The organism is Streptomyces sp. NPDC002092, from assembly GCF_053593775.1.
The window spans coordinates 88,735-114,110 of sequence record NZ_JBSFDG010000001.1 but is presented as its reverse complement, the minus strand read 5'-3'; the positions used below and the strand labels follow the sequence as shown (position 1 = coordinate 114,110).

Annotated in this window: 21 protein-coding genes and 3 pseudogenes; 6 read left to right on the top strand and 18 right to left on the bottom strand. The window is 72.1% G+C overall.

Annotation, left to right across the window (positions count from 1 at the left end):
- Window positions 1-28: 28 nt before the first annotated feature.
- On the bottom strand, window positions 29-949 hold the full coding sequence (locus ACWCRD_RS00505) for a LysR family transcriptional regulator (RefSeq protein WP_450963753.1): 921 nt from the start codon (window positions 947-949) through the stop codon (window positions 29-31).
- A gap of 88 nt (window positions 950-1,037) precedes the next feature.
- On the opposite strand from ACWCRD_RS00505, the gene lpdA reads away from it, so the two are divergent.
- Together lpdA and ACWCRD_RS00495 are read left to right on the top strand one after the other, a co-directional pair.
- A complete protein-coding gene (gene lpdA / locus ACWCRD_RS00500) occupies window positions 1,038-2,483 on the top strand; it encodes a dihydrolipoyl dehydrogenase (RefSeq protein WP_450963752.1) in 1,446 nt (481 codons plus the stop codon).
- A gap of 155 nt (window positions 2,484-2,638) precedes the next feature.
- Complete coding sequence (locus tag ACWCRD_RS00495) at window positions 2,639-3,889, top strand: M14 family zinc carboxypeptidase (protein ID WP_450963751.1); 1,251 nt, start codon at window positions 2,639-2,641, stop codon at window positions 3,887-3,889.
- 43 nt (window positions 3,890-3,932) lie between these two features.
- Here the strand turns inward: ACWCRD_RS00495 and ACWCRD_RS00490 are convergent, their stop codons facing one another.
- The 3 genes from ACWCRD_RS00490 to ACWCRD_RS00480 all read right to left on the bottom strand — a co-directional run bounded on the left by ACWCRD_RS00490 (window position 3,933) and on the right by ACWCRD_RS00480 (window position 6,425).
- Window positions 3,933-4,352, bottom strand: a complete 420-nt coding sequence (locus ACWCRD_RS00490; protein WP_450963750.1) for an SSI family serine proteinase inhibitor — start codon at window positions 4,350-4,352, stop codon at window positions 3,933-3,935.
- Window positions 4,349-5,713, bottom strand: a complete 1,365-nt coding sequence (locus tag ACWCRD_RS00485) for a M14 family zinc carboxypeptidase (protein WP_450963749.1) — start codon at window positions 5,711-5,713, stop codon at window positions 4,349-4,351. The genes ACWCRD_RS00490 and ACWCRD_RS00485 overlap by 4 nt, the downstream gene beginning before the upstream one ends.
- A gap of 160 nt (window positions 5,714-5,873) precedes the next feature.
- Window positions 5,874-6,425, bottom strand: a complete 552-nt coding sequence (locus ACWCRD_RS00480) for an FHA domain-containing protein (protein ID WP_450963748.1) — start codon at window positions 6,423-6,425, stop codon at window positions 5,874-5,876.
- Between the two features lie 173 nt (window positions 6,426-6,598).
- Here ACWCRD_RS00480 and treZ point away from each other — a divergent pair, with 173 nt between their 5' ends.
- Window positions 6,599-8,344: a malto-oligosyltrehalose trehalohydrolase gene (treZ, locus tag ACWCRD_RS00475; protein WP_450963747.1), complete on the top strand. Its 1,746-nt coding sequence runs from the start codon at window positions 6,599-6,601 to the stop codon at window positions 8,342-8,344.
- A 648-nt stretch (window positions 8,345-8,992) separates the two neighbouring features.
- On the opposite strand, the gene ACWCRD_RS00470 is transcribed toward treZ, so the two are convergent.
- The 3 genes from ACWCRD_RS00470 to ACWCRD_RS00460 all read right to left on the bottom strand — a co-directional run bounded on the left by ACWCRD_RS00470 (window position 8,993) and on the right by ACWCRD_RS00460 (window position 11,856).
- Window positions 8,993-9,946: an aminoglycoside phosphotransferase family protein gene (locus tag ACWCRD_RS00470; RefSeq protein WP_450963746.1), complete on the bottom strand. Its 954-nt coding sequence runs from the start codon at window positions 9,944-9,946 to the stop codon at window positions 8,993-8,995.
- A 47-nt stretch (window positions 9,947-9,993) separates the two neighbouring features.
- Window positions 9,994-11,121: a M24 family metallopeptidase gene (locus tag ACWCRD_RS00465; RefSeq protein WP_450963745.1), complete on the bottom strand. Its 1,128-nt coding sequence runs from the start codon at window positions 11,119-11,121 to the stop codon at window positions 9,994-9,996.
- 117 nt (window positions 11,122-11,238) lie between these two features.
- The gene (locus ACWCRD_RS00460; protein WP_450963744.1) at window positions 11,239-11,856 is read right to left on the bottom strand and encodes a LysE family translocator; all 618 of its coding nucleotides are present in this window, start codon (window positions 11,854-11,856) and stop codon (window positions 11,239-11,241) included.
- Window positions 11,857-11,988: 132 nt separating this feature from the next.
- Here ACWCRD_RS00460 and ACWCRD_RS00455 point away from each other — a divergent pair.
- Window positions 11,989-12,359: pseudogene (locus ACWCRD_RS00455) on the top strand (phosphodiesterase); the annotation flags it as partial.
- Here the strand turns inward: ACWCRD_RS00455 and ACWCRD_RS00450 are convergent.
- The 7 genes and pseudogenes from ACWCRD_RS00450 to ACWCRD_RS00420 form a co-directional block, all read right to left on the bottom strand.
- On the bottom strand, window positions 12,352-12,927 hold the full coding sequence (locus ACWCRD_RS00450; RefSeq protein WP_450963743.1) for a PDZ domain-containing protein: 576 nt from the start codon (window positions 12,925-12,927) through the stop codon (window positions 12,352-12,354). The pseudogene ACWCRD_RS00455 and the gene ACWCRD_RS00450 sit on opposite strands and share 8 nt — an antisense overlap.
- 83 nt (window positions 12,928-13,010) lie before the next feature.
- Window positions 13,011-13,226, bottom strand: a pseudogene (locus ACWCRD_RS00445) (multicopper oxidase domain-containing protein); the annotation flags it as partial.
- A 109-nt stretch (window positions 13,227-13,335) separates the two neighbouring features.
- Window positions 13,336-15,492, bottom strand: a complete 2,157-nt coding sequence (gene cyc2 / locus ACWCRD_RS00440) for a germacradienol/geosmin synthase Cyc2 (RefSeq protein WP_450963742.1) — start codon at window positions 15,490-15,492, stop codon at window positions 13,336-13,338.
- Window positions 15,493-15,591: 99 nt separating this feature from the next.
- Window positions 15,592-16,344, bottom strand: coding sequence for an ABC transporter ATP-binding protein (locus ACWCRD_RS00435; protein ID WP_450963741.1), 753 nt, complete (start codon window positions 16,342-16,344; stop codon window positions 15,592-15,594).
- Window positions 16,341-17,096 carry an ABC transporter permease gene (locus tag ACWCRD_RS00430; RefSeq protein WP_450963740.1) on the bottom strand — a complete coding sequence of 252 codons (756 nt, stop codon included), beginning with the start codon at window positions 17,094-17,096 and terminating at the stop codon, window positions 16,341-16,343. Before ACWCRD_RS00430 ends, ACWCRD_RS00435 begins: the two co-directional genes overlap by 4 nt.
- 86 nt (window positions 17,097-17,182) lie before the next feature.
- Window positions 17,183-18,001: an ABC transporter permease gene (locus ACWCRD_RS00425; RefSeq protein WP_450963739.1), complete on the bottom strand. Its 819-nt coding sequence runs from the start codon at window positions 17,999-18,001 to the stop codon at window positions 17,183-17,185.
- 7 nt (window positions 18,002-18,008) lie between these two features.
- Window positions 18,009-18,980 carry an ABC transporter substrate-binding protein gene (locus ACWCRD_RS00420; RefSeq protein ID WP_450963738.1) on the bottom strand — a complete coding sequence of 324 codons (972 nt, stop codon included), beginning with the start codon at window positions 18,978-18,980 and terminating at the stop codon, window positions 18,009-18,011.
- A 203-nt stretch (window positions 18,981-19,183) separates the two neighbouring features.
- Between ACWCRD_RS00420 and ACWCRD_RS00415 the strand changes: the two genes are divergently transcribed.
- Window positions 19,184-20,446, top strand: a complete 1,263-nt coding sequence (locus tag ACWCRD_RS00415) for a cytochrome P450 (RefSeq protein ID WP_450963737.1) — start codon at window positions 19,184-19,186, stop codon at window positions 20,444-20,446.
- Between the two features lie 16 nt (window positions 20,447-20,462).
- Here the strand turns inward: ACWCRD_RS00415 and ACWCRD_RS00410 are convergent, their stop codons facing one another.
- The 3 genes and pseudogenes from ACWCRD_RS00410 to ACWCRD_RS00400 all read right to left on the bottom strand — a co-directional run.
- Entirely contained in the window at window positions 20,463-21,632 is a 1,170-nt protein-coding gene (locus ACWCRD_RS00410; protein ID WP_450963736.1) for a damage-control phosphatase ARMT1 family protein, read from the bottom strand.
- A 331-nt stretch (window positions 21,633-21,963) separates the two neighbouring features.
- Window positions 21,964-22,608, bottom strand: coding sequence for a ScbR family autoregulator-binding transcription factor (locus ACWCRD_RS00405; protein ID WP_450964342.1), 645 nt, complete (start codon window positions 22,606-22,608; stop codon window positions 21,964-21,966).
- Window positions 22,609-23,025: 417 nt separating this feature from the next.
- Window positions 23,026-23,166, bottom strand: a pseudogene (locus tag ACWCRD_RS00400) (ScbA/BarX family gamma-butyrolactone biosynthesis protein); the annotation flags it as partial.
- A 278-nt stretch (window positions 23,167-23,444) separates the two neighbouring features.
- On the opposite strand from ACWCRD_RS00400, the gene ACWCRD_RS00395 reads away from it, so the two are divergent.
- Window positions 23,445-24,368, top strand: a complete 924-nt coding sequence (locus ACWCRD_RS00395) for a lytic polysaccharide monooxygenase auxiliary activity family 9 protein (RefSeq protein WP_450963735.1) — start codon at window positions 23,445-23,447, stop codon at window positions 24,366-24,368.
- Window positions 24,369-24,386: 18 nt separating this feature from the next.
- Here the strand turns inward: ACWCRD_RS00395 and ACWCRD_RS00390 are convergent, their stop codons facing one another.
- On the bottom strand, window positions 24,387-25,040 hold the full coding sequence (locus ACWCRD_RS00390) for a Tat pathway signal sequence domain protein (protein ID WP_450963734.1): 654 nt from the start codon (window positions 25,038-25,040) through the stop codon (window positions 24,387-24,389).
- Window positions 25,041-25,376 lie beyond the last annotated feature (336 nt).

The window sequence follows — 25,376 nt, the reverse complement described above, 5'->3', positions numbered from 1 at the left end:
CGGCAGATCGACACAGCACCGCGCCCCTTCAGGACGCGGTCGTTCCGTAGGCGGGTTCGGGTATTCCCGGTGTCGGCCATGACGCTCTGAGGAGGTCTACGAAGGCCTCTGCCGCGCCGGTCGGTGGGACGCGGGCGAAGGCGGTCATCTGGCGGCGCCAGGGTGGGGTGTGGGTGAGGACCGTGCAGTCCTCGCCCACTGCTCCGCGCACGATGTGGGAGGGGGCGACGCAGATGCCGACTCCGGACGCCGCCATCCGTACGGCCGTTGACGTGTGCTCGGTCCACACGGCGGTGCGCGGTGTGAAACCGGACTGTCCGCAGGCCCAGTCGAGGAAGCGCTCGCCGTGTACGACGGGTTCCATGGCGCAGCGGATCCAGTGGCGGTCGGCGAGTTCGGGCAGGGTCACCGTCGTACGGCCCGCGAAACGGTCGTCGAAGGGGACCACGAGGACGGCCTCCTCCTCGCCGACCGGCACGACGGTGCCGGGACAGTCCGCGGGGGCGGGGCCGACGGCGAGGTCCGCGGTGCCGCGCTCGATCTCCTCCTCCAGGGCCTGGGAGGTGGCGTACTCGTGCAGGTGGAGCAGCACGTGGGGGTGGGCGGTGCGCCAGCGGGCGAACACGTCCGGCAGGACGCCGACCGCGACGGAGTGGACGGCGGCGATGTGCAGTTCGCCGCCCTCGGCGCCGGCGGCGGCACGGGCCGCGCGGCGGGCCTGGGCGGCGCTGCGGACGGCACGCTCGGCGTGCGGCCGGAAGGCGCGGCCCATCGGCGTGAGGCGCACTCCGCGCGGCAGGCGCTCCAGGAGGGCGCCGCCGACCGACCGCTCCAGGGCCTTGATCTGGTGCGAGAGCGCGGGCTGGGAGACGTGCAGGACCTCGGCCGCACGGGTGAAGGATGCCTCCTCGACGACCGCAAGGAAGTACTCCATCTGGCGCAGACTCATGACCGGCCTCGTCTCATAAACGTCTTGCATCGGTCCCACAAGAATATTGCCTTGGACTTATGACAAGGGGCGGACGGAGGGTGAGGGCATGGCCGACACACGGGACTTGAGCACTGCGGATGTCATCGTCATCGGCGGCGGCACCGGCGGATACAGCACCGCCCTGCGCGCCGCCGCCCTCGGACTGGATGTGGTGCTCGTCGAGCGCGACAAGGTCGGCGGGACCTGTCTGCACCGCGGTTGCATCCCCAGCAAGGCGATGCTGCACGCCGCCGAGCTCGTCGACGGCATCGCCGAGGCGCGCGAGCGCTGGGGGGTGAAGGCGAGCCTGGACGCCGTCGACTGGTCCGCGCTGGTCGCCACGCGCGACGACATCGTGAGCCGCAACCACCGGGGTGTGGAGGCACACCTCGCACAGGCCGGCGTACGGGTCGTGCGGGGCAGCGCCCGGCTGACGGGGCCACGCACGGTACTGGTGCAGGGCCCGGACGGTGAATCCGCGCCGGGGGTGCGGGACTTCGCCGCACGCCGTGGGATCGTCCTGGCCACCGGCTCGCGGCCGCGCACGCTCCCGGGGCTCGAGCCGGACGGCCGGCGCGTGGTGACGAGCGACGACGCGCTCTTCGCGCCGGGTCTGCCGGCCTCCGTCCTGGTGCTCGGCGGGGGCGCGATCGGCGTCGAGTACGCCTCGTTCCACCGCTCGATGGGTGCGGAGGTCACCCTCGTGGAGGCCGCCGACCGGCTCGTGCCGCTGGAGGACGTGGACGTGAGCCGTCACCTGACGCGTGGCCTGAAGAAGCGCGGCATCGACGTGCAGGCGGGCGCCCGGCTGCTGGACGCCGAACTGCTCGAGGACGGCGTACGCGCGCGTGTGCGCACCGCTCGCGGCGAGACCCGTACCGTCGAGGTGGAGCGGCTCCTGGTGGCGGTCGGCCGGGCGCCGGTCACCGACGGCCTGGACCTGGCCGCAGCGGGCCTTGCGACGGACGCCCGGGGCTTCGTCGAGCCGGCCGACTGGGGCCGGCTGGAGACCCCGGTGGGTGGCGTGCACGTCGTCGGTGACCTGCTGCCGCCGCCCTCACTCGGCCTGGCGCACGCCTCGTTCGCGGAGGGCATGCTGGTGGCCGAGACGCTGGCCGGCGTGGTGTCCGTGCCGGTCGACTACGCGGCCGTGCCCCGGGTGACGTACTCGTCGCCGCAGACCGCGGCCGTGGGTCTGAGCGAGGCGGAGGCACGCGCGCGTGGGTACGAGCCGGACGTCAACACCATGCCCCTGACGGCGGTCGCGAAGGGCATGGTGCATGGTCAGGGCGGGATGGTGAAGGTCGTCGCGGAGGCCGGCGGCGGGCAGGTGCTCGGTGTGCACCTGGTGGGCCCGCATGTGTCCGAGATGATCGCGGAGAGCCAGCTGATCGTCGGCTGGGACGCTTACCCCTCGGACGTGGCCCGGCACATCCATCCCCACCCGACGCTGTCGGAGGCGGTCGGCGAGACCTTCCTGACGCTCGCCGGGCGCGGACTGCACCAGCAGTGAGCGCCGGTGTCCGCGCCCCGCGCCGGCAGCAACATCCCATGTCGTCGGCGGTGAATGCATCTGGGCGCCCCCTGGAGGCTCCCCCCAGGCGTTATTGACACTTCACCTGGAGCGTGGGGTACTGCGGATTGCGAAGCCGGGCGGACGTAACGGGGGTGAGTCTCCTGCTGCAGCTGCGCTACCCCACCCTGACTCAACTCGTCGCGTCCGCTGGCGCGTTGGCCGCTCACAGGCCCGGTCTGTGCACGCTGAGGCAGGTCGGCGTCTCCCGGGCGGGCAGACCGCTGCACCTGCTGTCCGTGGGCCATGCGCGGCGTGCCGTGCTCGTCGTCGCGGGCGCTCACGCCAATGAGCCGACCGGTGGCTCGACGTCGCTGGCGCTCGCCGAACGGGTGGTGTCCGAGCGGGAGTTACGTGCGGACACCTCCTGGCACTTCCTGCTGTGCGCCGACCCCGACGGGGCGAGTCTGCACCGCACTCCGGCACCCCGCAGCCTGTTCGACTACCACCTCGGGTTCTTCCGGCCGGCGGCCGAGGAGCAGCCGGAGTGGTCACCGTCGGTGCTGCCGCCGCACCGGCTGCCGCCCGAGACCCGCGCGCTCACCCGGGTCATCGACGAGCTGCGCCCCTACCTCCAGGCGACCCTCCACGGGACCGATCTGGGCGGCAGCTGGGTCCAGTTGACCAAGGACATACCGGGTCTCGCCGAGCCGTTCGCGAAATCCGCGGCCGAGCTGCACATCCCGGTGGAGACGGGCGCCTCGGACGCCGCGGGCTGGGCCGCGTCCGGGCCCGGGGTGCATGTGATGCCCTCCCCCGGCGCGGGCGCCGCGTATCCGAGCATGCCGGACGACGCACGCCACAGCACCTGGTACGGCCCCCACCGCCACGGCGGTCTGACGGCGGTGGTCGAAGTGCCGATGTGGGCGAGCGACCTGGTGGACGACCCCGCTCCGCATCCGGCTCCGGCCGCGGCGATGCGACGGCTGGCGCGTCGGCTGCTGCGGGACGCGCTGGAGGTGGAGCGGGTGCTCGCCGAGGCGCTGCCGCGTCTGGAGGGCCTCGACGGTCCGCTGCTGCGGGCCGCCAAGTGGGCTCTGGAACTGGTTCCGGGCCTGGCCGCGGACTGGATGCACACACCGCCCGCCGACAACACGATGGCGTACGTCGGCAGTGTGGACGCGTTCGGCCGCCGCCTGCCGCTGCGGGCGGCGGCCATGCTGCTGCGTGTCCTGCAGGAGGCGGACGACCGGGCGGCACCGGGCCTGGAGCGGCTGGTGGCGACCTGGAGCGACGCCTTCGCGGAGCGCTTCCGTGCCCGCTGGGTGCCTTTGGAGCACCAGGTCGAGCACCAGTTGCGGACGGTCGTCGCGGCGGCGCTGCACGCGCGCGACCGGGCGGCCTGACCGCACGCCGTCACGCGCCCGGCAGGCCGCCGCAGCACGCGGGTCAGGCGTCCAGCGCGAACACCGACCCGGTGCGGCCGGCCATGACGCAGGCGCTGGAGAAGGTCTGGGTGTACTCGACCCGTCGGCCGTTCCACTCCCCGCGCGCGTGGACGGTCACCGGGGCGTAGATCATCGGGCAGAAGATGTTCTTCTTCGACGGGATGCGGGCGATGTCGCCGTCCGCCGCCGCCAGCTCCGAACATGCGTCGGCCGCTCGTGCATGCCCCTGGGGCGGGTCGCACAGCAGCAGGGTGTCACGCGTGTGGGGGGACCGGGCGTCGCCCTTGGTGACCGTGAGGTAGAGCCAGTCGCTCGGCGGGAAACCGTGGGACGCCGCCTGGGCCGGGGCCGCGCCGCCGGCGAGGAGGGCGGCCGCCAGCAGCGAGCCCCGTACCGCTTTCACTGTGGTGCTGATCGTCATTCCCGATGCATCGGCACAGCGGCCTGGGAACCCCACCCCGACTCACCCGAACGGGAGCATGCGGGCGCATGCCGCAGGGCGAGTTCGAACGCGGCGAGCACCACGCGCGACTGGTACTCCACTTGGCGCGGGACCGGGATCCAGCGCGCTCCCATGCCGTCGCGGTAGTCGGCGCACCAGCCGTCGATGAGTCGGTCCAGGTCCGGCAGCACACCGGCCGGGTCGCGGCCGGCGCGGGTCACGAGCTGGTGCAGCAGCCCCGCCGTGCGCAGTGCCAGCCGCCGCCCGGCGATGCGCAGGGCGGCCAGATGGGCGGTGCTGAGCGGCGGGAGAGGGCGCGCCCCGTCGGCGACATCGGGGTCCCACGCGTCGGCGAGCCCGGGGCAGACCAGTAAATAGTCGTCCACCGGGGCGAGCAGGCGGGCCGCGTCCGGCATGCCTGCGAGATGGGGCCGCAGCCGCGCCAGGAGCACCTCCAGGAGCCCTGTGTCGTGGCGCAGGGTGTGGCTGACGGTGTGCAGCACGGTGGCCGCGTCGGCGGGCGGGGAGCCGTCCTCCACGGCCGCCACGCCCCACATGGGCGCCTCGACGACCGCCGTGACCGTGCCGTGCCGGTAGGGGTGGAACCAGGTGGACTCGACGGCCGCCTCGGTGATGGCCGCGGCCAGGTCGCCGATGCGGGGCGGCGGGATGCGGTGGACGGCGGGGCCGAGGCTCGGCCAGTACAGGGTGTCGTAGGGCCCGAGTTCGCGCGGGATGCCGAGGCGGGCGGCGGTGTGCGCGACGCGGCCCGCGAGGCCCGGCAGGTCGTGGGTGAGCTCGACGAAGCCGCCGCCCACGTCGACGCCGTGCAGGGAGCACTGCAGGAAGGGCCGCAGTTCGTCCTGGAGGTCGAGCAGGGTGCGGGTCTCCGGCAGGGCGGCGGCGGCCGCGCCGTCGGGCAGCCATTCGGGCTGTTCCAGGAAGCCGGGCCGGAAGAAGTTCCGGAAGTACCGGCCGAGGCTGTACGGGCCCGGCAGCCAGCCCTCGTTGCGGCGCAGGCCGTCGGGGTCGAGGCTCAGCAGCAGGTTCCAGGTGGCGTCGGCGCCCTCCGTGTACCTGGGGTCGGCCAGGGCCCGTTCGGCCAGGCGGAGCACGGTGGCGCCGCCGACGGGTTCGTTGGCGTGCGGCCCTGCGACGACGAGGGCCTGGCGGCTGCCGTGACCGACGGAAAGCAGCCACATGGGGGTGCCCGCGCGCGAGGTGCCGACGCGGCGCAGACGGGCGTCGCTCGGACGCCGGGAGACGAGTGCTGCCGCCCGCGCGCCGAGCTCGTCGACAGTCGGGTAGCGCAGGAGGGGCGGCAGGGCACACCTCCACAATGTGGCGCCGTCGGTTCACCTGATGTGCATGGCGTACGCACAGTCAGTCACGACTTGAGGGGTACGTCAACACCATGGAACGCAATGCGATTTGCGCCATCACCCCACGTCAACAGGGTGTCATGCCCAGGCCAAAGCTAAGGCGGGACTCAGTCGGGGCTCAGTCGACGGCGAGCCGGAACGCCATCCGCCCGAAGCCCACCTGATCGCCTTCGCGGACGACGGCGGCTCCGATGACCCGTCGGCCGTTCACCGTCGTGCCGTTGGTCGAGCCGAGGTCGCGCAGCACCCACATGCCGCCCTGGCGGCTGAGTTCGGCGTGCACACGGGACACGGTTTCATGCGTGAGGCGCAGTCCGTTGGCCGGATCCCGACCGATGCGCAGCGGGTAGCCGCCCGCGGGGTGGGGCAGCAGCAGCTTGGGGAGGCGCTCGGCCTGCCACGCCCTGCGCAGCCGTACGGTGAAGCCGGAGACCGCCTCCACGGTACCGAACACCAGGCGGGCGACGCGGCTTTCCTGCGGGAGGTCGGCGGTGAGTGCGGCGAGTTCCTCGGAGCGGCGGGCGGCGAGGGCCAGCTCCATACGGCGGATGAACGTGTCGTGCGACAACCGACCCATGGCGACGCCGTCACGCAGCACCTTCAGCGCCTTGTCGCGCTCCACGTCGGACAGCCGCGCGGGGTACGTGTTGAACTCGAAAGACGACGTCACGTTGGTGATTGTCGGTCAGTCAACCGCGGGTGTCCAGAAAACGAGAAAACGGCCGCCACGCGCGCGTACCTGACGACACCCGCCGTAAAAGGGGTGATTCAAAAGCGGATTGATCTCGTTTGAAGCACCATGGACGGGCTACATCACGGTGAGCAGACGAAGGGGAACCGTCCGTGCAGTTCGAGGTGTGGGCACCGCAGGCCGGCCGAGTGACGCTCCAGTGCGACGGCGCCACGCGCGCGTTGGAGCGTGATCAGGACCGGGAGGGCTGGTGGCGGACGGAGACCGCGGCGGGGGACGGCTCGCGGTACGGGTTCGCGGTGGACGACGGCCCCGTGCTGCCCGACCCGCGATCGCGCCGGCAGCCGGACGGCCCGGACGGGCTGAGCGCGGTCGTCGAGCACGACCGGTACGCATGGCGCACCGAGTGGGCCGGGCGCCCGCTGCCGGGCGCGGTCCTGTACGAGCTCCATGTGGGCACGTACACCCGCGAAGGCACCCTGGACGCGGCCGCCGAGCGGCTCGGACATCTGGTCGAACTGGGCGTCACCCACGTCGAGTTGATGCCACTGTGCCCCTTCCCGGGCCGGCACGGCTGGGGTTATGAGGGCGTCTCGCTGTGGGCCGTGCACGAGCCGTACGGCGGACCCGAGGCGCTGAAACGGTTCGTCGACCGGGCGCACGAACTCGGCCTCGGCGTGGTCCTGGACGTCGTGCACAACCACCTCGGTCCGTCGGGCAACTACCTGCCCGCGTTCGGCCCGTACTTCACGGACACGCACCACACGCCCTGGGGTTCCGCGGTCAACCTGGACGCCCCCGGATCGGACGAGGTGCGGGCGTTTCTGCTGGGCAGCGCGCTGGCGTGGCTGCGCGACTACCGGATCGACGGACTGCGCCTGGACGCGGTGCACGCGCTGGCGGACACGCGCGCGTGCCACTTCCTCGAGGAACTGTCGACGGCCGTGGACGCCCTCGCGGCCGACCTGGGCCGGCCGCTGTTCCTGATCGCCGAGTCCGACCTCAACGACCCTCGGCTCATCACGCCCCGGGCGCAGGGCGGGTTCGGGCTGCAGGCGCAGTGGAACGACGACTTCCATCACGCCCTGCACACCGCGCTGACCGGCGAGTCCCAGGGCTACTACGCGGACTTCGGCCGCGCTCCGCTCGCCGCGGTGGCCCGGACCCTCACCCGCGGCTACTTCCACGACGGCACGTACTCCAGCTTCCGCGGCCGGCACCACGGGCGCCCCCTGGACAACACGCGGGTGGCCGCGCACCGGCTGCTCGGCTACAGCCAGACCCATGACCAGGTGGGCAACCGCGCCCAGGGCGACCGCCTATCGGCGCTCCTCTCCCCCGGTCTGCTCGCCTGCGCGGCCGCCCTCACGCTCACCGCACCCTTCACCCCGATGCTGTTCATGGGCGAGGAGTGGGCGGCCGGTACGCCCTGGCAGTTCTTCACCGACCACACCGATCCGGAACTCGCCGAGGCGGTACGGCGGGGGAGGCGGCGGGAGTTCGCGGCGCACGGCTGGGCCGAGGAGGACGTCCCGGATCCACAGGACCCGGCGACCCGCGACCGCTCCTGCCTGGACTGGGCCGAGCTCGTGAACGAGCCCCACGCGCGCGTACTGGACTGGTACCGCAGGCTCATCGCCCTGCGGCACGAGCAGGCGGACCTGACCGATCCCGACCTCGCCGACACCAAGGTGGCCTTCGACGAGCGGGAGCGCTGGCTCGCCTTCCGCCGCGGGGACGTCCGCGTCGCCGTGAACCTCGCCAAGGAGCCGGCAGCGATCCCCCTGGGCCCCCGCCACGCGGACGTACTCGCCGCCTGGGAGCCCGTCGAGCCGCCGGGCGCGGACGGGGTGCTGCATGTGCCCGGGGAGTCGGCCGTGGTCCTGCTGCAGGCGTGAAGCGCTGCTGGGCGCTTCGCGGGCGGTGCCGCGACCGGCCGCCCATCGTCTACGAGTCCGTCACGGCGGGTCGCACCCGCCGGCGGAGCCGCACACGGATACCGCCCCGCATCCCCGGGCGCGCACGGGGGTGCCGCGTGTGCCCGGGGGCAGCCGCAGTGCTGCTGCAGGCCTGAACGGCCACCGGACGCCCCGCGGGCCGTGCCACGCTCGCCCGTCCATCGTCCGCGGACCCGTAGCGGCTGCTCACGCCCCCGCGGCGAAGGCACACGGATACCACCCCGCACCCCAGGGTGCGCACAGGGTGCCGCATCGGCCCGGGGCATCGGCCATGGTCCGCCACAGCCCTGAACGGCCGCCGGACGCCCCGCGGGCCACGCCGCGATCGGCCGTCTGCGCCTTCGTCGCGGCGGGCCGCGCCCGCCCGGCGCAGCCGCACACGGATACCGCCCCGCGCCCCAGGGGGCGCACAGGGTGCCGCATCGGCCCGGCGAGTCGGTCGTGGTCCTGCCGCAGGCCTGAACGGCCACCGGGCGCTCCGCGGGCCGTGCCAGGCTCGGCCGTCTGCGGGTCCGTCGTGGCTGGTCGCGCCCACCCCGCGGAGCCACACACCGCCCCTGGCCCCTGCAGCGGACTTGCCGACGCCGCCTAGAGCTCCTCGTCCGTGTCCTCGTCCCGGAGCTCCGTCACCCTCTCCAGGAGGATCGCCTCCCAGGCGCGGCGGAGTTGGAGCCTGAGGAGGGGCAGGGGGTCGGTGTCCTGGCCTTTGAGGTGTTCGGCCAGGCGTACGACGGTGTCGCAGCGGGCCAGCCAGAGGCCGCGGAGGCAGGGGCGGGCGGCGTAGCCGGCGAGTGTGGCGGCGCGGACGGCCGCGGGTGAGCCGACCGCGATCGCGAGGCCGGCGATGTCCTCGGCGGGGTCGCCGACGGCCGCGTCGGTCCAGTCGAGGATGCCGCGCACCCTGCCGTCGGCGCTGACCACGAGGTGCTCGCCCCTGAGGCCGTGGTGGACGAGGACGGCGGTGCCGGGCTGCGCGGCGAGCTGGACGGCGGCCTGCGGGGTGAGCTGGTGGAGGCGGACGGGGTCGAACTCGTCGGCCGTGGCGAGGCGTTCGGCGGCGCGCCCGGCGGCCCGGCGCAGCGCCTCCAGGGAGCGCGGGGCGGTGCGCGGCACGCCGAGCGTCTCGGCCTGCCGTGCGGGCACCTCGCGCAGCCCGGTGAGCACCCCCGCGAGGTCGGCCTCGCCGACGGCGGACACGTCGTACTGCTCCGCCGTCCCACCGGGCACCTTGGTGTCGAGCGTGTACGTCAGCCCGGGTGCCCACTCGCCGTGCGCCACGCTGGTCGGCACGGCGACCGGCAGATGCGGGCGTACCAGGTCGCGCAGGCGCAGTTCGCGGCGCTGGCGCAAGGCGGCCTCGCGGTCGGGGGCGAGCCTCAGCACATGGCGGGCGCCGACCCACCAGGTGGAATGCTCGCCGCCCTCGGCGACGGGCCGCACCTCGAGTCCGGCGGCGGTGGTGCCTCTTGTTGTGCCCTCCTTGATCAGAGAACTGACCAGCCGGCGGACGGTGTCCGCGGTGGGTGTCGGTGCCTGGGTCATGGTCGCGCCGTTGTCACTCGAAGGTCTGCTGGGGCTCCTGGGGTCGTTCAGTCCACTATGACCATCTCGCGGTCGGTGTTGTTGAGGCGGCGGCCGCCGTCCTCGGTGACCGTGACGATGTCCTCGATCCGCACGCCGAAGCGGCCCGGCAGATAGATCCCGGGCTCCACGGAGAAGCACATGCCGGGCACGAGGGGCTGCCGTTCGCCCTCGATCATGTACGGCGGCTCGTGCGTGGTGACGCCGATGCCGTGCCCGGTGCGGTGGATGAAGTACTCGCCGTACCCGGCCTGCGCGATGACCGCCCGGGCGGCGCGGTCGACCTCCTGGCAGGCCACGCCGGGTTTCACCGCCCTGAAGCCCGCCTCCTGGGCCTCGCGCACCAGGTCGTGCACGCGGCGCTCCTCGTCGGTGGGTTCGCCGACGTGGACGGTGCGGGAGGTGTCGGAGCCGTAGCCGTCCTTGAGGCCGCCGAAGTCGAGGACGACCATGTCGCCGCGTTCGATGACGCGCTCGCCGACCTCGTGGTGCGGGTTGGCGCCGTTCGGGCCGGAGGCGACGATGGTGAAGTCGACCTGCGAGTGGCCGAACTGCCGCAGCAGGTCGGCGAGGTCCGCGCCGACCTCGGACTCCTTGCGGCCGGCGAAGGGAACCTTGCGGATCTCCTCGAACGTTGCATCTGCGGCCGCTCCCGCGGCCGCCATCAGTTCCAGTTCCGCCGGGTCCTTGACGGCGCGGAGCATCGGCAGGGCGTCGGTGAGGGATGCGTAGTCGGTGCCGGGCAGTGCCCGCTGCAGTCCGAGCAGGTGCATCGCCCAGGCGTTGTCACTGATGCCGAAGCGGCCGGTTCCGGCGAGCAGGGCGGCGGTCGCGGCGTAGGGGTCCTTGCCGTCGGTCCAGTCGCGCAGCGCCAGGGCGGGAGCGCCGGCGGCCTGTGCGGCGTCCGGGGCCTCCAGAGTGGGGACGACAAGGACGGGGGTGCGCCCCTGGACGAGGACCAGCAAGGTGAGCCGTTCGGTGACCGCGGGGGGCGCATAGCCGGTCAGCCACACCAGGTCCGGGCCCGGCGCCACCAGCAGCCCGGAGAGACCGGCGTCGGCGGCGGCCCGCGCGGCGCGGTCCATCCGGTCCCGGTAGTCGTCGGCGGTGAAGGGCGCGCGCGTACTGCCGGTCATCCGGGCCTCCCTGAGCGGGTGAAGGGACCACAAGGGACTACGGGCAGCATCCTGCCCGCACCGCGGGAGTGGCGCGACCGGTCTGCGGGTCTTTCGGGCGCCGCGTCGGCCATGGTGTCAGCTCTCCAGGGCGAGGCGGGCGCCGAGGAGCAGCAGCACGCCCCCGGAGACCTGCTCCAGGCGCCTGCGCACCCCGGCGCGGGACAGCACGGCCCGCATCCGGCCGACGAACCACACGTACAGGCCGAAGTAGCCGACCTCGTAGACGGCCCAGAGTGCGGCGAGACCCACCATCGCGGGCAGGTGCGGGGCGCCCTGCGGCACGAACTGCGGCAGGAAGGACATGGCGAAGATCGCCGCCTTGGGGTTGGCGAGGTTGAGCAGCAGCCCGCCGCGGTAGGTGGCCCAGCCGCTCTTCTCGGCGCCCTCCCAGCCGTCCGTGGCCTGGTCGGTGCGCCGCGCCTGCCGCAGCGCCTGGATGCCGAAGCCGACCAGGACGACCGCGCCGACGATCCGCATCACCTCGTACGCCATTTCGGAGGCCGCGAGCAGCGCGGTCAGCCCGAACGCGGCGACCACGCCCCAGACGAAGACGCCGGTCTCGTTGCCGAGCACGGTCAGGAAGCCGGAGCGGCGGCTGCGCAGCGACTGCTTGATGATCAGCACCGTACTCGGGCCGGGTGAGGCGGCGATCAGGGTGCAGGCGCCGAGGAAGGCGAGAACGGTGCTCAGCATGCGGCTCATGGTGGCCCACTCCGTGGACGGGGACCAGCGATTTCCCCGCCGCGTAACGGATGCAGGACACCAGACCATCAGCAGTAATGCTTAGATGCCCTCACACCATTAGAAACCGATCCGGGGAGGCGTACGGCCGTGCTCCCGGTGCTGACCTGCCCGGGCAACCACGACAGCCGGGCGTCGGACCGTGGCCCTGCTGGGGCGGCCCGCGGCCGACGGGCGGGTCAACAGCGTGCACGTCTTCGACGAGGGCGTGGGACCTTGCCGGCACTGCTCGCCTTCCACCACCCGCCGCTCGCGCTGCACCACCCCCTGCCCGACTCCTACCAGCTGGGCGAGAGCCGCCGGCTGCGCTGATGGTCGCTCCCGGCGTGACCCGGACGCTGCGGCTGCCCCGGGAGGGCGAGCGGATCGCCGACCGGGAGGCCCCGGTCGGCCTTGCCTTTCATGTGCTGGACGACGACGGGCGGCTGACCGCTCACTTCCGGGTGGTCATGTGACGACGCCCGGGATCGCCGTCAACTGCTGGTAGCCGCCGCTTCGATGACGGACGGTCAGGGTGACGCCGTCGCCCGGGCGGGCCCGGGCGACGGCGCGTGCGAGGTCGGCGGCCGAGTCGATGCGGGTCCTGCCGAACGCGAGGATCGCGTCTCCCCGGACCAGGCCCGCCGCATAGCCCGGGCCGGGCACGTGGACGCCGACGACCAGGGCGCCCGCCTTGTACGCGTCCACGGCCTCCAGGCCCAGGGTCGCGACGGCGGGCGCCGGGGACGCGGACGCCGTCGGGGACGACGGACTGGGATGCGCCGCGGCCGACGGGCTGCCCGGGGCCTGCGCCTGGCGTTGCAGGCCGGCGAGTTTGCTCATGCCGATCACCGTGGCGCCGACGGTGCCGAGTCCTACCCCGGACAGCACAAGGACCGTTCCGACGAGCAGGCCGAACAAGGCGGCCCTGAGCCGTCGGCCGCGCCGGCGCACGGCGTGCGGGCGCCGGGCGGTGCCGGGTTCGGTGCCGCCGCCGGGCTCCCCACCCGGCATCGGCTTGGGACGCAACGCAGTCTGTTCCATGGATCGCCTCCGGCTGAAGCTCTACCCGGAGTCCCGGCGCCCGACGAGCCACGAACGGGTGAGACTGCGACGGCCCGCGGGGGTCACCCCGTGTGGCCCTCGCCGTGGCCGCCGTGTGTGCCGCCGTGGTCGAACTTCATCGCCTCCCCGGGCATCACGACGAAGGGCCGCATCATGCCCATGCCCTCGTGTTCGAGGAGGTGGCAGTGGTACATGAACCGGCCGTACACGCCGTCGAACCTCCCCATGACGCGCAGTATCTGACCGCCGGGGACCCGGAAGACGTCCTTGTAGCCACGTCTCCCGCAGGACGTCACCGGATCCGGGACGCACGACGGGCGGTACGGGCAACGGCGTGACGCACGGCGCCAGTTCGTCCGGAGCCGACGCCGTCTCCCCCGTGAAGAGTCAATGTGCGGTCATGGCGGCAGGCCGGTCCGGAAGGAAGCCGTGAGTGCGGCGGGCCAGATGGGCCGCCTTGTAACGGTCCACGGTCCGGTGCCAGTTGAGGATGCCCGCCATCCAGTTCTGCAGGTCCTTCACATAACCGTCCATCGCCTTGCGTGCCTCCTCGGAGAGCTTGAAGTCGTCGTAGACCACAGGCAGTTCGTGCGCGGTGATGTGTTCGAACTGCTGCATGCGCTGGGTCATCAGGTCGTGGACGACGGAGAGCGCGGTCGGGTAGTCGATGCCGAAGAAGTTCTGCACGACGAGGATCGCGTTGTGGATCTCCCCCTCGTACTCGATCTCCTTCTGGTAGGAGAAGACGTCGTTGATGAGGCACGCGTAGTCGATGGCGGCGTTCTCCAGGGCGCGGACGGGGCCGCTGCGGTAGACCTCGGGCGGGACCGCGGGGCCGTGGCCCATCCGGCACATGCTCAGGGTGAGGTCGGAGCCGAAGGTGGCGCGGCGCATCTCCAGGTAGTCGACCGGGTCGGGGATGCGGTTCTGCAACTGGTTGGACAGCTCCCACACCCAGCTCTCGGTCATGACGTTCACCGAGTCCTTGAGGGTGCGCCGCTGCTCGGGGGTCATCTGCGCCGTGGTGCGCGCCCAGAGGTCGGTGAGGCCGCGTTCCATGCCGTTGAGCGGGGCGGGGGCCTCCTCGCCGTCGACGGGCATGCAGTCCGCCAGGCGCCGGGTGGTCAGCCGGGCGGCGGCCAGATCACGGCGGTGGCCGTACACGAGCGGGTAGTAGTCGTCGCCGTACGTCCCCCAGGCCAGCCACTGCGAACTCAAGTCGAGTTCCTCGGGTGTCGCGTCGGGGTCGAGCCCCGCGGAGCACAGCGGCAGGTCGGCTGCGGCGAGCCTGTCCTCGTCCCAGACGCCCTCCTGGAGCATGCCCATGGCGTGCGTCCAGCCGGTGAGCCGGTGCCGGGCGCCGTCCAGGTGGGGGCTCAGTTCCACCCCGAAGGGCATGTGGAAGTCGGGCAGCAGGGACGGGCCGACCTTCTGGTACGGCACGTGCGTGTAGGCGCGCAGGCGCTCGGCGCCGGCCGCCGCGAGCAGGGCACCGACGTCCGCGGCGGAGGTGCCGGGGCCGGTCAGGCCGTGCCACGGGTGCGTGGCCTGTGCACGGGCGTTCATGTAGCGGCTGGAGCGCATGTGCCATTCGTGGCCGCCGGACTGCCAGTCCTGCAGGCCCTGGGTGTACTTGGCGACGGCGGCGACCTCGTCCGGGGTGAGGCCCTTCTCCAGGGCCAGTGCGGGCACTTCGGTGAGGGCGGTGTGCTCGAACTGGTGGAGGCGGGAGGTGAGGACGTCGTTGACGGTGTCGGCGGCCTCCTGGGTGGTGCAGTCGAAGAAGGTCTCCAGGACGAGCACGCCGTTGCTGTTCTCGCCCTCGTCCTCGACTTCCCGCTGGTAGGAGAACAGGTCGTTGCGCAGGTGGACGGCGTCGGAGAACGTCTCCATCAGCACCCTGAGCGGCCTCGACGCGGCCACGGACGCGGGCACCTCGGCGGTCGCGAACTCCACGAGCCCCGCCGACCAGGGCGCGCCGCCCACCTTGCGGCGCATCTCGATGTACTCGACGGGGTTGGCGATCCGCCCCTCGTTGATGTTGGACAGCTCCCACAGGGACTCGTTGAGCAGGTGCTCGGTCGCCACGGCGAAGCGGCGGCGCCAGTCCACCGACATCGACGGCACGGTGCGCGCCCACAGGTCGGCGAGCCCGGCCTCGACCGGGTTCTGGGGTTCCGGTACGGCAGTGGCGAGGTCGAGGGGCATGAACAAGGGCAGCCGGTCCAGGTAGGCCTTGCCGCCGACGCGGTCCTGGCTGCGCTTGAACGTCTCCAGGAAGTGGTCGTCGAAGAAGAAGACCCACACGTACCAGTCGGTGATCAGGGAGAGGGCGGGGCCGTCGCACTCGGGGTGGGTGTAGGCGCACAGAAGCCCGTAGTCGTGGGCCTCGAGGTCGGACTGCTCCCAGATCCCGGATCCCTCCAGCATGCCCATCCCACGTGCCCACTCGGTCGAATGGGCACGCGCCTCGTCGACATGCGGGTTCAGCCGTGCGGGATACGGCATGTAGAAGTGCGGGAGTTCGAAGGGCTGCTGCGTCATGGCCGGGGCCCTACCCGTGCCCTTGCGGGACCATCCGCGGGCCGGGACATGATCACACCATCGCGTGAATCGGGGGCGATCCGGGAACAGGCGGCGGCCCTAGGAGCCCCGCACCGCCCGCCCCACCTCCGCCCGCAGCGCCACGAACTCGGGCAGGCCCCGGGTGGCGATCTGGTCGCGCTTTCCGGGGAGTTCGACGGGCAGGTCGAGGACGATGCGGGAGGCGGGGGCCGGGGAGAGGACGACGACGCGGTCGCCGACGTAGACGCTCTCGTCGATGTCGTGGGTGACGAACACGATGGTGGTGCCCTCGGTGCGGTGGACCTCCAGCAGCAGGTCCTCGAGGTCCTCGCGGGTCTGGGCGTCCAGGGAGCCGAAGGGTTCGTCCATGAGCAGCAGGGAGGGGCGGCAGACCAGGGCGCGGGCGATGGCGACGCGTTGCTGCATGCCGCCGGACAGCTGCCAGGGGTGGCGGCGGCCGGCGCCGTCGAGGCCGACGCGCTCCAGGATCCGCTCGGCCTCGGCGCGGCGCTCGGCCCGCGCCAGTCCGCGGCGGCGCAGCGGGAGGGCGACGTTGTCGCGGACGGTGAGCCAGGGGAAGAGGGAACGGCCGTAGTCCTGGAAGACGACGGCGAGTTGGCCGGGTACGCCGGTGACCGGGGTTCCGTCGACGGTGACGGTGCCCTCGTGCGCGGGCTGCAGTCCCGCGACGGTGCGCAGGAGCGTGGACTTGCCGCAGCCGGACGGGCCCACGACGCACAGGAGCTGGCCGTCGGGCACGGTGAGGGTGATGTCGTGCAGGACGCGCTGGTCGCCGTAGCGCTGGCCGAGGGAGTCGAGGCGAAGCGTCATGCCGTGCTCCTTCCCGGTCCGAGGAGCCGCTTCTCGACCGCCAGCAGCGCGGCGTTGAGGAGGTAGCCGAGGACCCCGAGCAGGAGCAGTGCCGCCCATACGGTGAGCAGGTCGGAGCGGGACTGGGCGTCGGTGAGGGTGTAGCCGATGCCGTTGGCGGTGCCCGGCAGCAGTTCGGAGAACACCATGAGGATGAGGGAGAGCGAGAGGCTCAGGCGCAGGCCCGCGAAGATGCGGGGCAGGGCGGAGGGCAGGATCAGGAAGCGGAGCCGTTCGACGGGGTTCAGGCGCAGCACGGCGGCGACGTCGAGCCGCAGCGGGTCTGTGTTGCGTGCCCCTTCCGCCGTGTTGACCAGCACCGGCCAGACGGCGCTGAAGGCGATCGACGCGATCTGCATCGGTGTGCCGAAGTCGAGGACGACGACGAAGACCGGCACCAGCGCGGGCGGCGGCACGGCCCGCGCGAACTGCAGGACGGGATTGCACAGGGCGTACGCCCGGCGCGACCGTCCCACCGCGACACCCGCCGCGATCCCGGCGACGGCGGCGATCCCGAACCCGGCCGCCATCCGTCCGAGGCTCGGCAGTACGTCCCCCACGGCGGCCTCGGTGAGAAACCCGTGCCGGACCGGCCCCGAGAACCACAGCTCGTAGGTGCGGTGCGCGATGCGGCCCGGGGGCGGGAAGTACACGCTGCCGTGGGCCTGCGCGGCCACCTGCCACAGCGCGAGGGCGAGGAGAAGGACCAGCACGCGGAGGAGTACGTGGCGCAACGGCGTACTCCGGGCGGTTTCCCCCGGCCCCCGGCGTGCTGTGGTCTTCGGCCCGATCGCCTGTGTCACGGCCGCACCCCGCGCCCGTCCGCCCGCCGCTGCGGTGTCCACGGGAACAACCGGCGTTCGCACCGGACCAGGACACCGTTGATGACCAGCCCGAGGGCGCCCGCCCACACCACGCCGGCCAGCACGTCCCGGGTGCCGTCGGTGGCCAGGCCCGCCTGGGCGATGAAGATGCCGAGGCCCTCGCCGAAGCCGGAGAGAAGCTCGGTGGCCACGGCGAGGATGAGGGCGACAGCCGCCGAGATGCGGATGCCGGCGGCGATGAACGGGGCCGCACCGGGCAACTCGACCCGCAGCAGAATCGAGAGCCGGCCGAAGCCGAAGGCTCGTAGTGTGTCCTTGGCGAGCGGGTCGGTCTCGCCGAGGCCGTAGACGGTGTTGAAGAGGACGGGCCAGACCGAGGCGTAGGTGATCAGTGCGACCTTGGTCTCGGTGCCGGTGCCGAGGAGCAGCGAGACCAGGGGGATCAGCGCGACCGAGGGCAGCGGCCGCAGAAACTCCACGATCATGCGTACGGCGGAGTCGACGACCGGCACACTGCCGAGCAGCAGCCCGAGCGGGACGGCGATCGCGACGGCGAGGCCGAGCCCGAGCGCCCAGGCCCGCAGGGTGGCCCCGACCCCGTCCAGGAAGGCGCCGTCGCCCGCCAACTCGACGGCGCGGACGAGGACTTCGGAGACGGGCGGTAGATAACTGCGTCTCACGATGCCTGCCCGGCCGACCGCCTCGCAGACCCCGAAGGCCAGCACCACCCCGAGCAGACCGAGCCACAGTTCCTGATGCCGTGCGAGCCGTTCCCGCCGTGTCAGCCGCTTCACCTGGGCGTCACTTGACCAGCAGCGTCGCCGGGTCGAGGGCCTTCTTCAACAGCCCCTGCTTCTTCATGAGTTCGGTCAGCCGCCGCAGCTGTGCCGCGTCGATGGAGACCGGATACGCCGGCAGCCCGATCGACGTGGCCTGGTCCGCGGTCACCTTGGTGTACTTCGGGAGTTCTTCCCGTACGGCGGCCGGGTCCTGCGCCGCGATCTTCGAAGCGGCCTGGATGGCACGCCGGAAGGCCGCGGCCTCCTTGGGGTGATCGGCGGCGAACTTCCGCGTGGTGACATACCCGCTGATGGGCAGCGACTGGACGGGCGCCGACCCGCCGTCCAGCAGCACCCTCGCCTTCAGTTCCCCCCGGATCGCGCTGTCGAAGGGCTCCACCGCGTGCACGGCGTCCACCTGCCCGCGTTCCAGGGCGGGGCCCATCTGCGGGAAGGCGATCTGCCGGTAGTCGGGCCGGCCGACGCCCTTCGCGTCGAGGATCGCGTTGAGAGTGAGCGACTGGATGTTGTTGAGGATGTTGACGGCGACCTTCTTGCCCGCGAGGTCGGCGACGGTCCTGATGTCCGAGTCCTTCGGCACCAGGACGTCCATCATGTGTGGCGCCACCCGTACGCCCTCGGCGAGGATGCGGAGGTCGAGGGTGCCCTTCTCGTCGGCCTGCAGGAACGTCACATAGTTCGCGCTCGCGATCACATCGACCTGTCCCTTGGCCAGCGCGGGCAGTGCCTGGATGCTCTGCTGCACCGGCTGGATCCTGACGTCCAGCCCCTCCTTGGTGAACAGCCCGCGGTCCCGTGCGAGGTAGAGCGCCGCGGAGTCGGTCAACGGCAGGGCGGCCACGGTGATCTTCGTACGTCCGCCCGCGGACGCGGAACCCCCACCGCCGTCACCGCAGGCCGCGAGGAGCAGCGCCAGGGCAGCCGCGGCTGCCGCCGTTTTCCCGATTCCCGTCCGCAATCCCCGTAACGCCATGCGGCATGACTACCAGCTAATTGTCATGATCACCACACCCTGCACGGGAGGGCGCGCCCCAAAGGGGCGCGGGGCTGCATCGATCTGCGGCTCCGCCTCCTGGGCGCGACCAGCCACGACACCGTCGCAGACAAAGAGGCACCTCAGGCAAAACGTGCCGCGCTGCCTTGCCGAAGCCCCGCAGGGAACCTCACCGTGGTCGCATGCATGCGCACGAGGCCCCGCCCGTCCCGGACGTCTTCGATCCGCGGCAGTACGCCGCCGGAGTCCCCCACGCCGCCTACCGCGTCCTGCGCGACCATCACCCCGTGGCCTGGCAGGACGAGCCCGAGGTGCTGGGCTGGCCGGCCGGGCCCGGGTTCTGGGCGGTGACACGGCACGCGGACGTCGTACGCGTCCTCAAGGACTCGGCCACGTACTCCTCACACCTCGGCGCGACCCAGATCCGCGACCCCGACCCCGCCGACCTCCCCTTCATCCGGCGCATGATGCTCAATCAGGACCCGCCGCGGCACGGGCGGTTGAGGCGGCTGGTCAGCCGCGCCTTCACCCCAGGCCGCATCGACCGCTTCACGTCCGTCGCGCAGGAGCGGGCCCGGATCCTGTTCGCACAGGCGCTGGAGGCGGCCCGTACGACCGACGGCAAGGTCGACCTCGTCACCGCCGTGACCGACGACTACGCCCTGCTCAACCTCGCCGACCTGCTCGGCGTCCCCGACGGTGACCGCGGCCTGCTGCTGCACTGGACGCAGCGGGTCATCGGCTACCAGGACCCGGACGAGGCCGGCACCCCCGTGCTCGACGCGGACGGCAAACCGGTCAACCCCCGCTCCCCAGCGATGCTCCGGGACATGTTCGCCTACGCCCAGCAGCTCGCCGCGCACAAGCGCCGCCACCCCGCCGACGACGTGATGACGACGCTCGCCCAGGACCCCGAACTCGACGACGCCGAACTGGAGATGTTCTTCTTCCTGCTCACCGTCGCGGGCAACGACACCGTCCGCAGCGCCGCCCCCGGTGGCCTGCTGATCCTGGCCGATCACCCGGAGGCGTACGAGCTCCTGCGCGCCCGAAAGGCCGAACTGCCCCTTGCCGTCGATGAGTTGCTACGACGCCACCCGCCCGTCCTCACCTTCCGCCGCACCGCCGCCCGCAACACCGAGCTGGCGGGGCGGCGCATCAGTGCGGGCGACAAGGTGGTCGTCTTCCATGCCTCCGCGAACCACGATGAAAGGGTCTTCGCCGCACCGGACCGCCTCGACCTGTCCCGTACGCCGAACCCGCACGTCTCCTTCGGGGACGGTCCGCATGTCTGCCTGGGCGCGCACTTCGCCCGGTTGCAGCTGGGGGTGCTGTACGGGGAGGCGCTGCGGGCCCTGCCGGTCCTGCGCCCGGCGGGGCCCGCCAGGCGGCTGACGTCCAACTTCATCAACGGGATCAAGTCGCTGCCGGTGCGGGTGGACTGAGTTCGAATACAGGCCCTCACGTGCGCACTTGGATCAGCGCGTGGGTGCCGCCGGTCCGCCAACGCTGCCCCTCGGCCGCCACGAGCGCGGCCTCGGTGTCGGGGTCCAGGCCGGTGATCACGTCGGACTTCAGGGTGCGCAGGGCGGCGACCGGGCCGGGGAAGTGGGAGGTGACGTCCGCGAAGGGCGTGGTCGGGGCCCACAGCCGATCTCCCACGAGGCGGCGGTAGTTGAGGTCGCCCTTCACGAGGGTCAGCGCGGCCGTGGCGAGTTCCGCGCGGAGGTCGCCCGGCATGTCCGCGTACGGCAGCGGTGCCGCGGAGAAGGGGTGGGCACGGAGGCTGAGCCGGCCGTCGGTCATCGCCGACCACAGGATGCGGCCGTACTCGACGGCTGCGCCCCGCGCCCCGGCCAGTCTCCTCAGCGCGTCGAGCACATCGGCTGTCGTCGCGTCGGAGACGTAGTACGGGTACGGCTTGATGTGCAGGACGGCACGCCCGATGCGCCCGCGTTCCAGGAGGTGGGCGATGAGGAGCAGGTCCGGGATGAGTTCGCGGCCCGCGTTGTCCGCGATGAGGCAGAGCGTGCCCGCGCCGGACCGTGGGAGCAGCGACCAGAGGGTCTCGCTGTCGTCGGCGACCAGACCCGGGGCGGTGTCCGCGGTGCCGGCGTCGGAGGCGGACAGGCGAAAGCCGAGGTCGGCGCGGTTGCCCCACAGGGAGCCGTGCAGCAGGGCGCGGTCCTGGTCGTCGGCGGACAGGGCGTCGAGGGCGGCCAGTTCCTCGTCCGTCTCCGGAGAGTCGAGCTCGGCCAGCTTGAAAGGGCGGAACGGATCGATGCCTTGCCAGGGCCCGGGGCCGAAATAGCCCACGGCGTCGAGGAGTTGGCGGTAGAAGTAACTCTCCGACCAGAGCCAGGGGATGTCGTACCAGGAACGGCCGGCGTACCGGGCCAGGCCCCACGCCGCCCAGCGGTCCCGGTCGTGCGCCTCGGCGGGGAGCGGTTCCACGACGCCCTTGGTGCAGCTCGCCAGGAGCGCGTCGAGAGCGCGGTGCTGTGCGGGGCCGTAGGGGAACGCCTCCCGGACCTGCCGGATGATCGCGGGGTGCCGCTCGGCGAGCACGCTGTGGGGGAAGGACCCCGGCTCGTTGCCGAGGATCAAGGGCGCGGACGGGCTGTGGGGCATGCGCCCACCCTAAGCGGGCCGAGCGAGTCCACTCCGGTTGCCTGCGCCGAAAGGGCCGCGCGACCGTACCGATCTGCGGCTCCCCCGGACGACCGCCCCTGAAGGGCGCGGGGCTGTATCGATCTGCGGCTCCGCCACGCGGCCGCAACAAACCACGACGACGCAGCAGACAAGCGCCCCTTCAGGGGCGCGGGGAACTGCGCGACAGACCACGACGGCGCCGCAGACGACCGACAACGACCGCCGTCCGACGACCGAAGACGACCGCCGTCCGACGACCGACGCCGTCCGGCGTCCATCGCACCCCACGGCCGAGCCGCACGTCGGCACCTCAGGCGGAGCGCTCCCGCTCCAGCCGGGCGACGAGGCTCACATAGCGGGCGCGGCGGGTCACCGGGACCAGGCCGCGGATCGCCAAGTGCCACATCTCGGCCAGTCTGCGGGGCTGGTGGGCGACGGGTTCGAGGGAGCGACCGACGACGCGGGTGCCGACGAAGAAGCTGACGAGGGAGTGGGCGACGGCGTCGACATCGATGTCCGGGTGGACGTCGGACTCCTTGACGGCGCCGAGGAGTTTGCGAGTGGCGATGTCCCGCCATTCGGTGAAGGGGTGCTGCAGGGGCGGCCGCACGGCGACTTCGCCGGCGGCGAGCCGGAGCCCCGCCCGGGGTATCGGGCCTTCGACGGAGAGCCGGGCGATGCCGAAGGTGATGCGCATCAGCGTTTCGAGCGAGGAGTAGCCTTTGCCGTCCAGGTCCTTCGTCACCTCGTGCGATGCCTTGGACTGCAGCTCCATGATGGCGTGGGCGAGGTCCTCCTTGGCCGCGAAGTGGAAGTAGAGGGCGCCCTTGGTGACTTGGGCATGTTCCACGATGTCGCTCAACCTGGTCGATTCGTAGCCGCAGCGGTCGAACAGGTCTGCTGCGGCCGTGATGATCGTCGCGCGGGTCTGCTCGGCGCGTAACTGCCTCGCCATCGACTGAACACTCCTGGGACGTAAACGGGCCGGACTGGCTGTTTCTTTCACTCCCAGTGCACGATATCTCACCGTGCGGCGGCGCCGGCTTCGCACCCGAAGACCGTCGGCTCGCCCCGGGGACCCGCGGACCCCCTGACCCGTCCCGGCCTCGTCGGCCACCTCGGTCCAGATGGGTCTGTCCAGCTCAGCATAGCGACGGAAGGCCGCACAGAAGGACCCACCCCCGGTCGGCCCGACGGCCCGGAGGCGGGCGCCCTGCCGGGCCGCCCACAGGAACAGCATGCCAGGAACGTGATCGAGCGGCTCGAAGAAAACAGGCTGGACGGTATCTATCCGCAGCTGCCAGTGGCGGAGACGAACGGTCTCCGCGATGAGCAGCGGCTCATACGGCGACCAGTGAGGCGACACGTGTAACCGGTGAGTCCGGGGCCACTGCGCAACCAGCGCGAACCGGTCGGGACCGGTGCGCACCCAGCCGGTGAGAAACGTTTCCGCTGCGGCGGGGCGGTGAACGAGCTGACGAGGCACGGTGGCCGTCAAGGCAGGTCGAGGCATGGTCGGTTGGAGCATGTCCCTCTTTCGGTCCCCTGGAAACGGATGACAGACCAGACGGCGAGGTGCCCGTCCCGGCGACTGCCAGAGTACGAGGCGACCGGTTGGTCTTCAATGTGACCGGGGTGGCTCCGAGGGGCGTACGGCGCAGGTGAACGGTCAAGGTTCAAGGACACGTTCGCGCCGGACCACTGTCGAACGTCAACTGCTGAACGCGGCGGGCCGGTCGCCCGTACTTCACGGGAGCACATCGTTCCACGCCGGCCGAGGAGACGTTCCGGATGCCCCGGATGACCGCACACCGCACCGCCCTGGCGGCCGCGCTCGTGACCTCGTTCCTGCTGCCTCTGTGGGCGGCGGGCCCAGCGCAGGCGCACGGCGCCCCCACGGATCCGGTCAGCAGGGCCTACGCCTGCTCGCCCGACGGCGGCAGCGACGCGCAGTCGGCGGCGTGCAAGGCGGCCGTCGCCGCGAACGGCGCCCCCTTCACCTTCTGGGACAACCTGCGGGTCGCGGACGTGGGCGGCAGGGACCGGCAGGTCATCCCCGACGGAAAGCTGTGCAGCGGGGGCCTGGCCGCCTACAAGGGCCTCGACCTCGCCCGCTCCGACTGGCCCTCGACGACCCTGAAGCCGGGCGCGGCCCTGACGATGAAATACGCCTCGACGATCCCGCACACCGGCACGTTCAAGCTCTACCTCACCAAGCCAGGCTACGACCCGAGGAAGCCGCTGACCTGGGCCGAGCTGCCGGAGCAGCCGTTCGCCTCGGTCAAGGACCCGGCCCTGACGAACGGCGCGTACCGCATCACCGCGAAGCTGCCGTCCGACCGGCGAGGGCACCACGTGCTCTACACCATCTGGCAGAACAGCAGCACCACGGACACGTACTACTCGTGCTCCGACGTGGTGTTCGGGACGGCCGGGAACGGCGGTACGGCAGCATCGGCGCCGACGTCCGCGGGCGATGCCGGGAAGAGCGCGAGCAGCAGCCCCACGGCCACGCCCGAACCCCGTACGACTCCGTCCCGTACGGCCGCGGCGGCGACTTCACGGCAGGGCTCCACCGAGCCCGACAGCACGCCGGTGGCCTCGACCTCCACCGCCGGCTCGGGCCCGTCCGCGCCCATGCTGGCGGGCGGCGCCGCTGCGGTGCTGGTGCTCACCGGCGGCGCCGCCCTGGCGCTGCGTCTGCGTCGACGCTGAACTACGCCTGCTTGAGGATCAGTTGACGTAGACGGTGGCGCCGTTGTCGGTCACCGGGGCGTACTTGGCGGTGAAGTAGCCGCTGCTGAAGCAGAGCGACGAACCGGACACCTTGGTGAACTGCTGGTTGGTGAAGTTGATGCTGGCGTCGCTGTTGCTCGTCGTGCCGGTCAGGCTGGGAGCCTGGTAGACGCAGGTGATGGAGCCCAGCAGGGTCTTCAGCTTGACCGTGGTCTGGATGGTGGAGCCGCTCGCCGGGGTCACGGTGAGCGTGCCGTCGGAGGCCACGGCGGTGGTGTACGGCAGGTTGTCGACCGTGATGCTGGTGACGCCCGTCACGCCGAAGACATTGCTGGTGCAGCTGCTGCTGTCGAAGGTCTGCGCGCCGACCGACTCGGTGGCCGTGCCCGGCGCTGCGGGGTTGTCCGCGACCGTGGCGGTGAAGGTCGAGGACTTGCAGCTCACGCCGCTGGTGCCGGTCGCGCTGGAGTAGAGGGTGGCGTTGGTGCCGCTGGCCAGGGGCGCGGTGAGGACGTCGCCGACCGCGACGGCGGTGCCGCCGGTCGAACCGGTGGTCAGGACGGGGGTGTCGGCCGCCGAGGCCGGGACGGCCGCGGGGATCGAGAGTGCGGCGACGGTGCCGACCAGGGTGAGGAGGGTGCGAGTGCGCATGCGGACGTACCTCTTTCTTGTGCGGGTTCGAGGGTTGGGGGGCTTCCGATGTGGCGCGGGGAAGGTGGGGGGACGCCGGTCGGCGTCCGCCAATGCCGGACCGTGACGCCTTCTCCGTACGTCACGGACCGGCAACGACGTCCGGCCGGTGACCGGCCGCAGACCCTGGGGGTGGGCCTGCGGCCGGGCCGGGCGGAAGCGACGGCCTGGAGCGGACCAGGGGGAAGTGCCCTTACCGGGCCGTCTGGGGGGATCTCGGGCTGTGAAGGGCCCGTGCGGACATGAGGGGTCCGGGAGACGCGGACGGTGCCGCGTGGCTGGATCCGGCGCCACGGA

Coding starts and splice junctions, on each gene's coding strand:
- ACWCRD_RS00505 (WP_450963753.1), bottom strand. CDS start 949: ATGAGTCTGCGCCAGATGGAGTACTTCCTTGCGGTCGTCGAGGAGGCA.
- lpdA (WP_450963752.1), top strand. CDS start 1,038: ATGGCCGACACACGGGACTTGAGCACTGCGGATGTCATCGTCATCGGC.
- ACWCRD_RS00490 (WP_450963750.1), bottom strand. CDS start 4,352: ATGACGATCAGCACCACAGTGAAAGCGGTACGGGGCTCGCTGCTGGCG.
- ACWCRD_RS00470 (WP_450963746.1), bottom strand. CDS start 9,946: ATGACCCAGGCACCGACACCCACCGCGGACACCGTCCGCCGGCTGGTC.
- ACWCRD_RS00465 (WP_450963745.1), bottom strand. CDS start 11,121: ATGACCGGCAGTACGCGCGCGCCCTTCACCGCCGACGACTACCGGGAC.
- ACWCRD_RS00460 (WP_450963744.1), bottom strand. CDS start 11,856: ATGCTGAGCACCGTTCTCGCCTTCCTCGGCGCCTGCACCCTGATCGCC.
- ACWCRD_RS00450 (WP_450963743.1), bottom strand. CDS start 12,927: ATGGAACAGACTGCGTTGCGTCCCAAGCCGATGCCGGGTGGGGAGCCC.
- cyc2 (WP_450963742.1), bottom strand. CDS start 15,492: ATGACGCAGCAGCCCTTCGAACTCCCGCACTTCTACATGCCGTATCCC.
- ACWCRD_RS00435 (WP_450963741.1), bottom strand. CDS start 16,344: ATGACGCTTCGCCTCGACTCCCTCGGCCAGCGCTACGGCGACCAGCGC.
- ACWCRD_RS00420 (WP_450963738.1), bottom strand. CDS start 18,980: ATGGCGTTACGGGGATTGCGGACGGGAATCGGGAAAACGGCGGCAGCC.
- ACWCRD_RS00415 (WP_450963737.1), top strand. CDS start 19,184: ATGCATGCGCACGAGGCCCCGCCCGTCCCGGACGTCTTCGATCCGCGG.
- ACWCRD_RS00410 (WP_450963736.1), bottom strand. CDS start 21,632: ATGCCCCACAGCCCGTCCGCGCCCTTGATCCTCGGCAACGAGCCGGGG.
- ACWCRD_RS00405 (WP_450964342.1), bottom strand. CDS start 22,608: ATGGCGAGGCAGTTACGCGCCGAGCAGACCCGCGCGACGATCATCACG.
- ACWCRD_RS00395 (WP_450963735.1), top strand. CDS start 23,445: ATGCCCCGGATGACCGCACACCGCACCGCCCTGGCGGCCGCGCTCGTG.
- ACWCRD_RS00390 (WP_450963734.1), bottom strand. CDS start 25,040: ATGCGCACTCGCACCCTCCTCACCCTGGTCGGCACCGTCGCCGCACTC.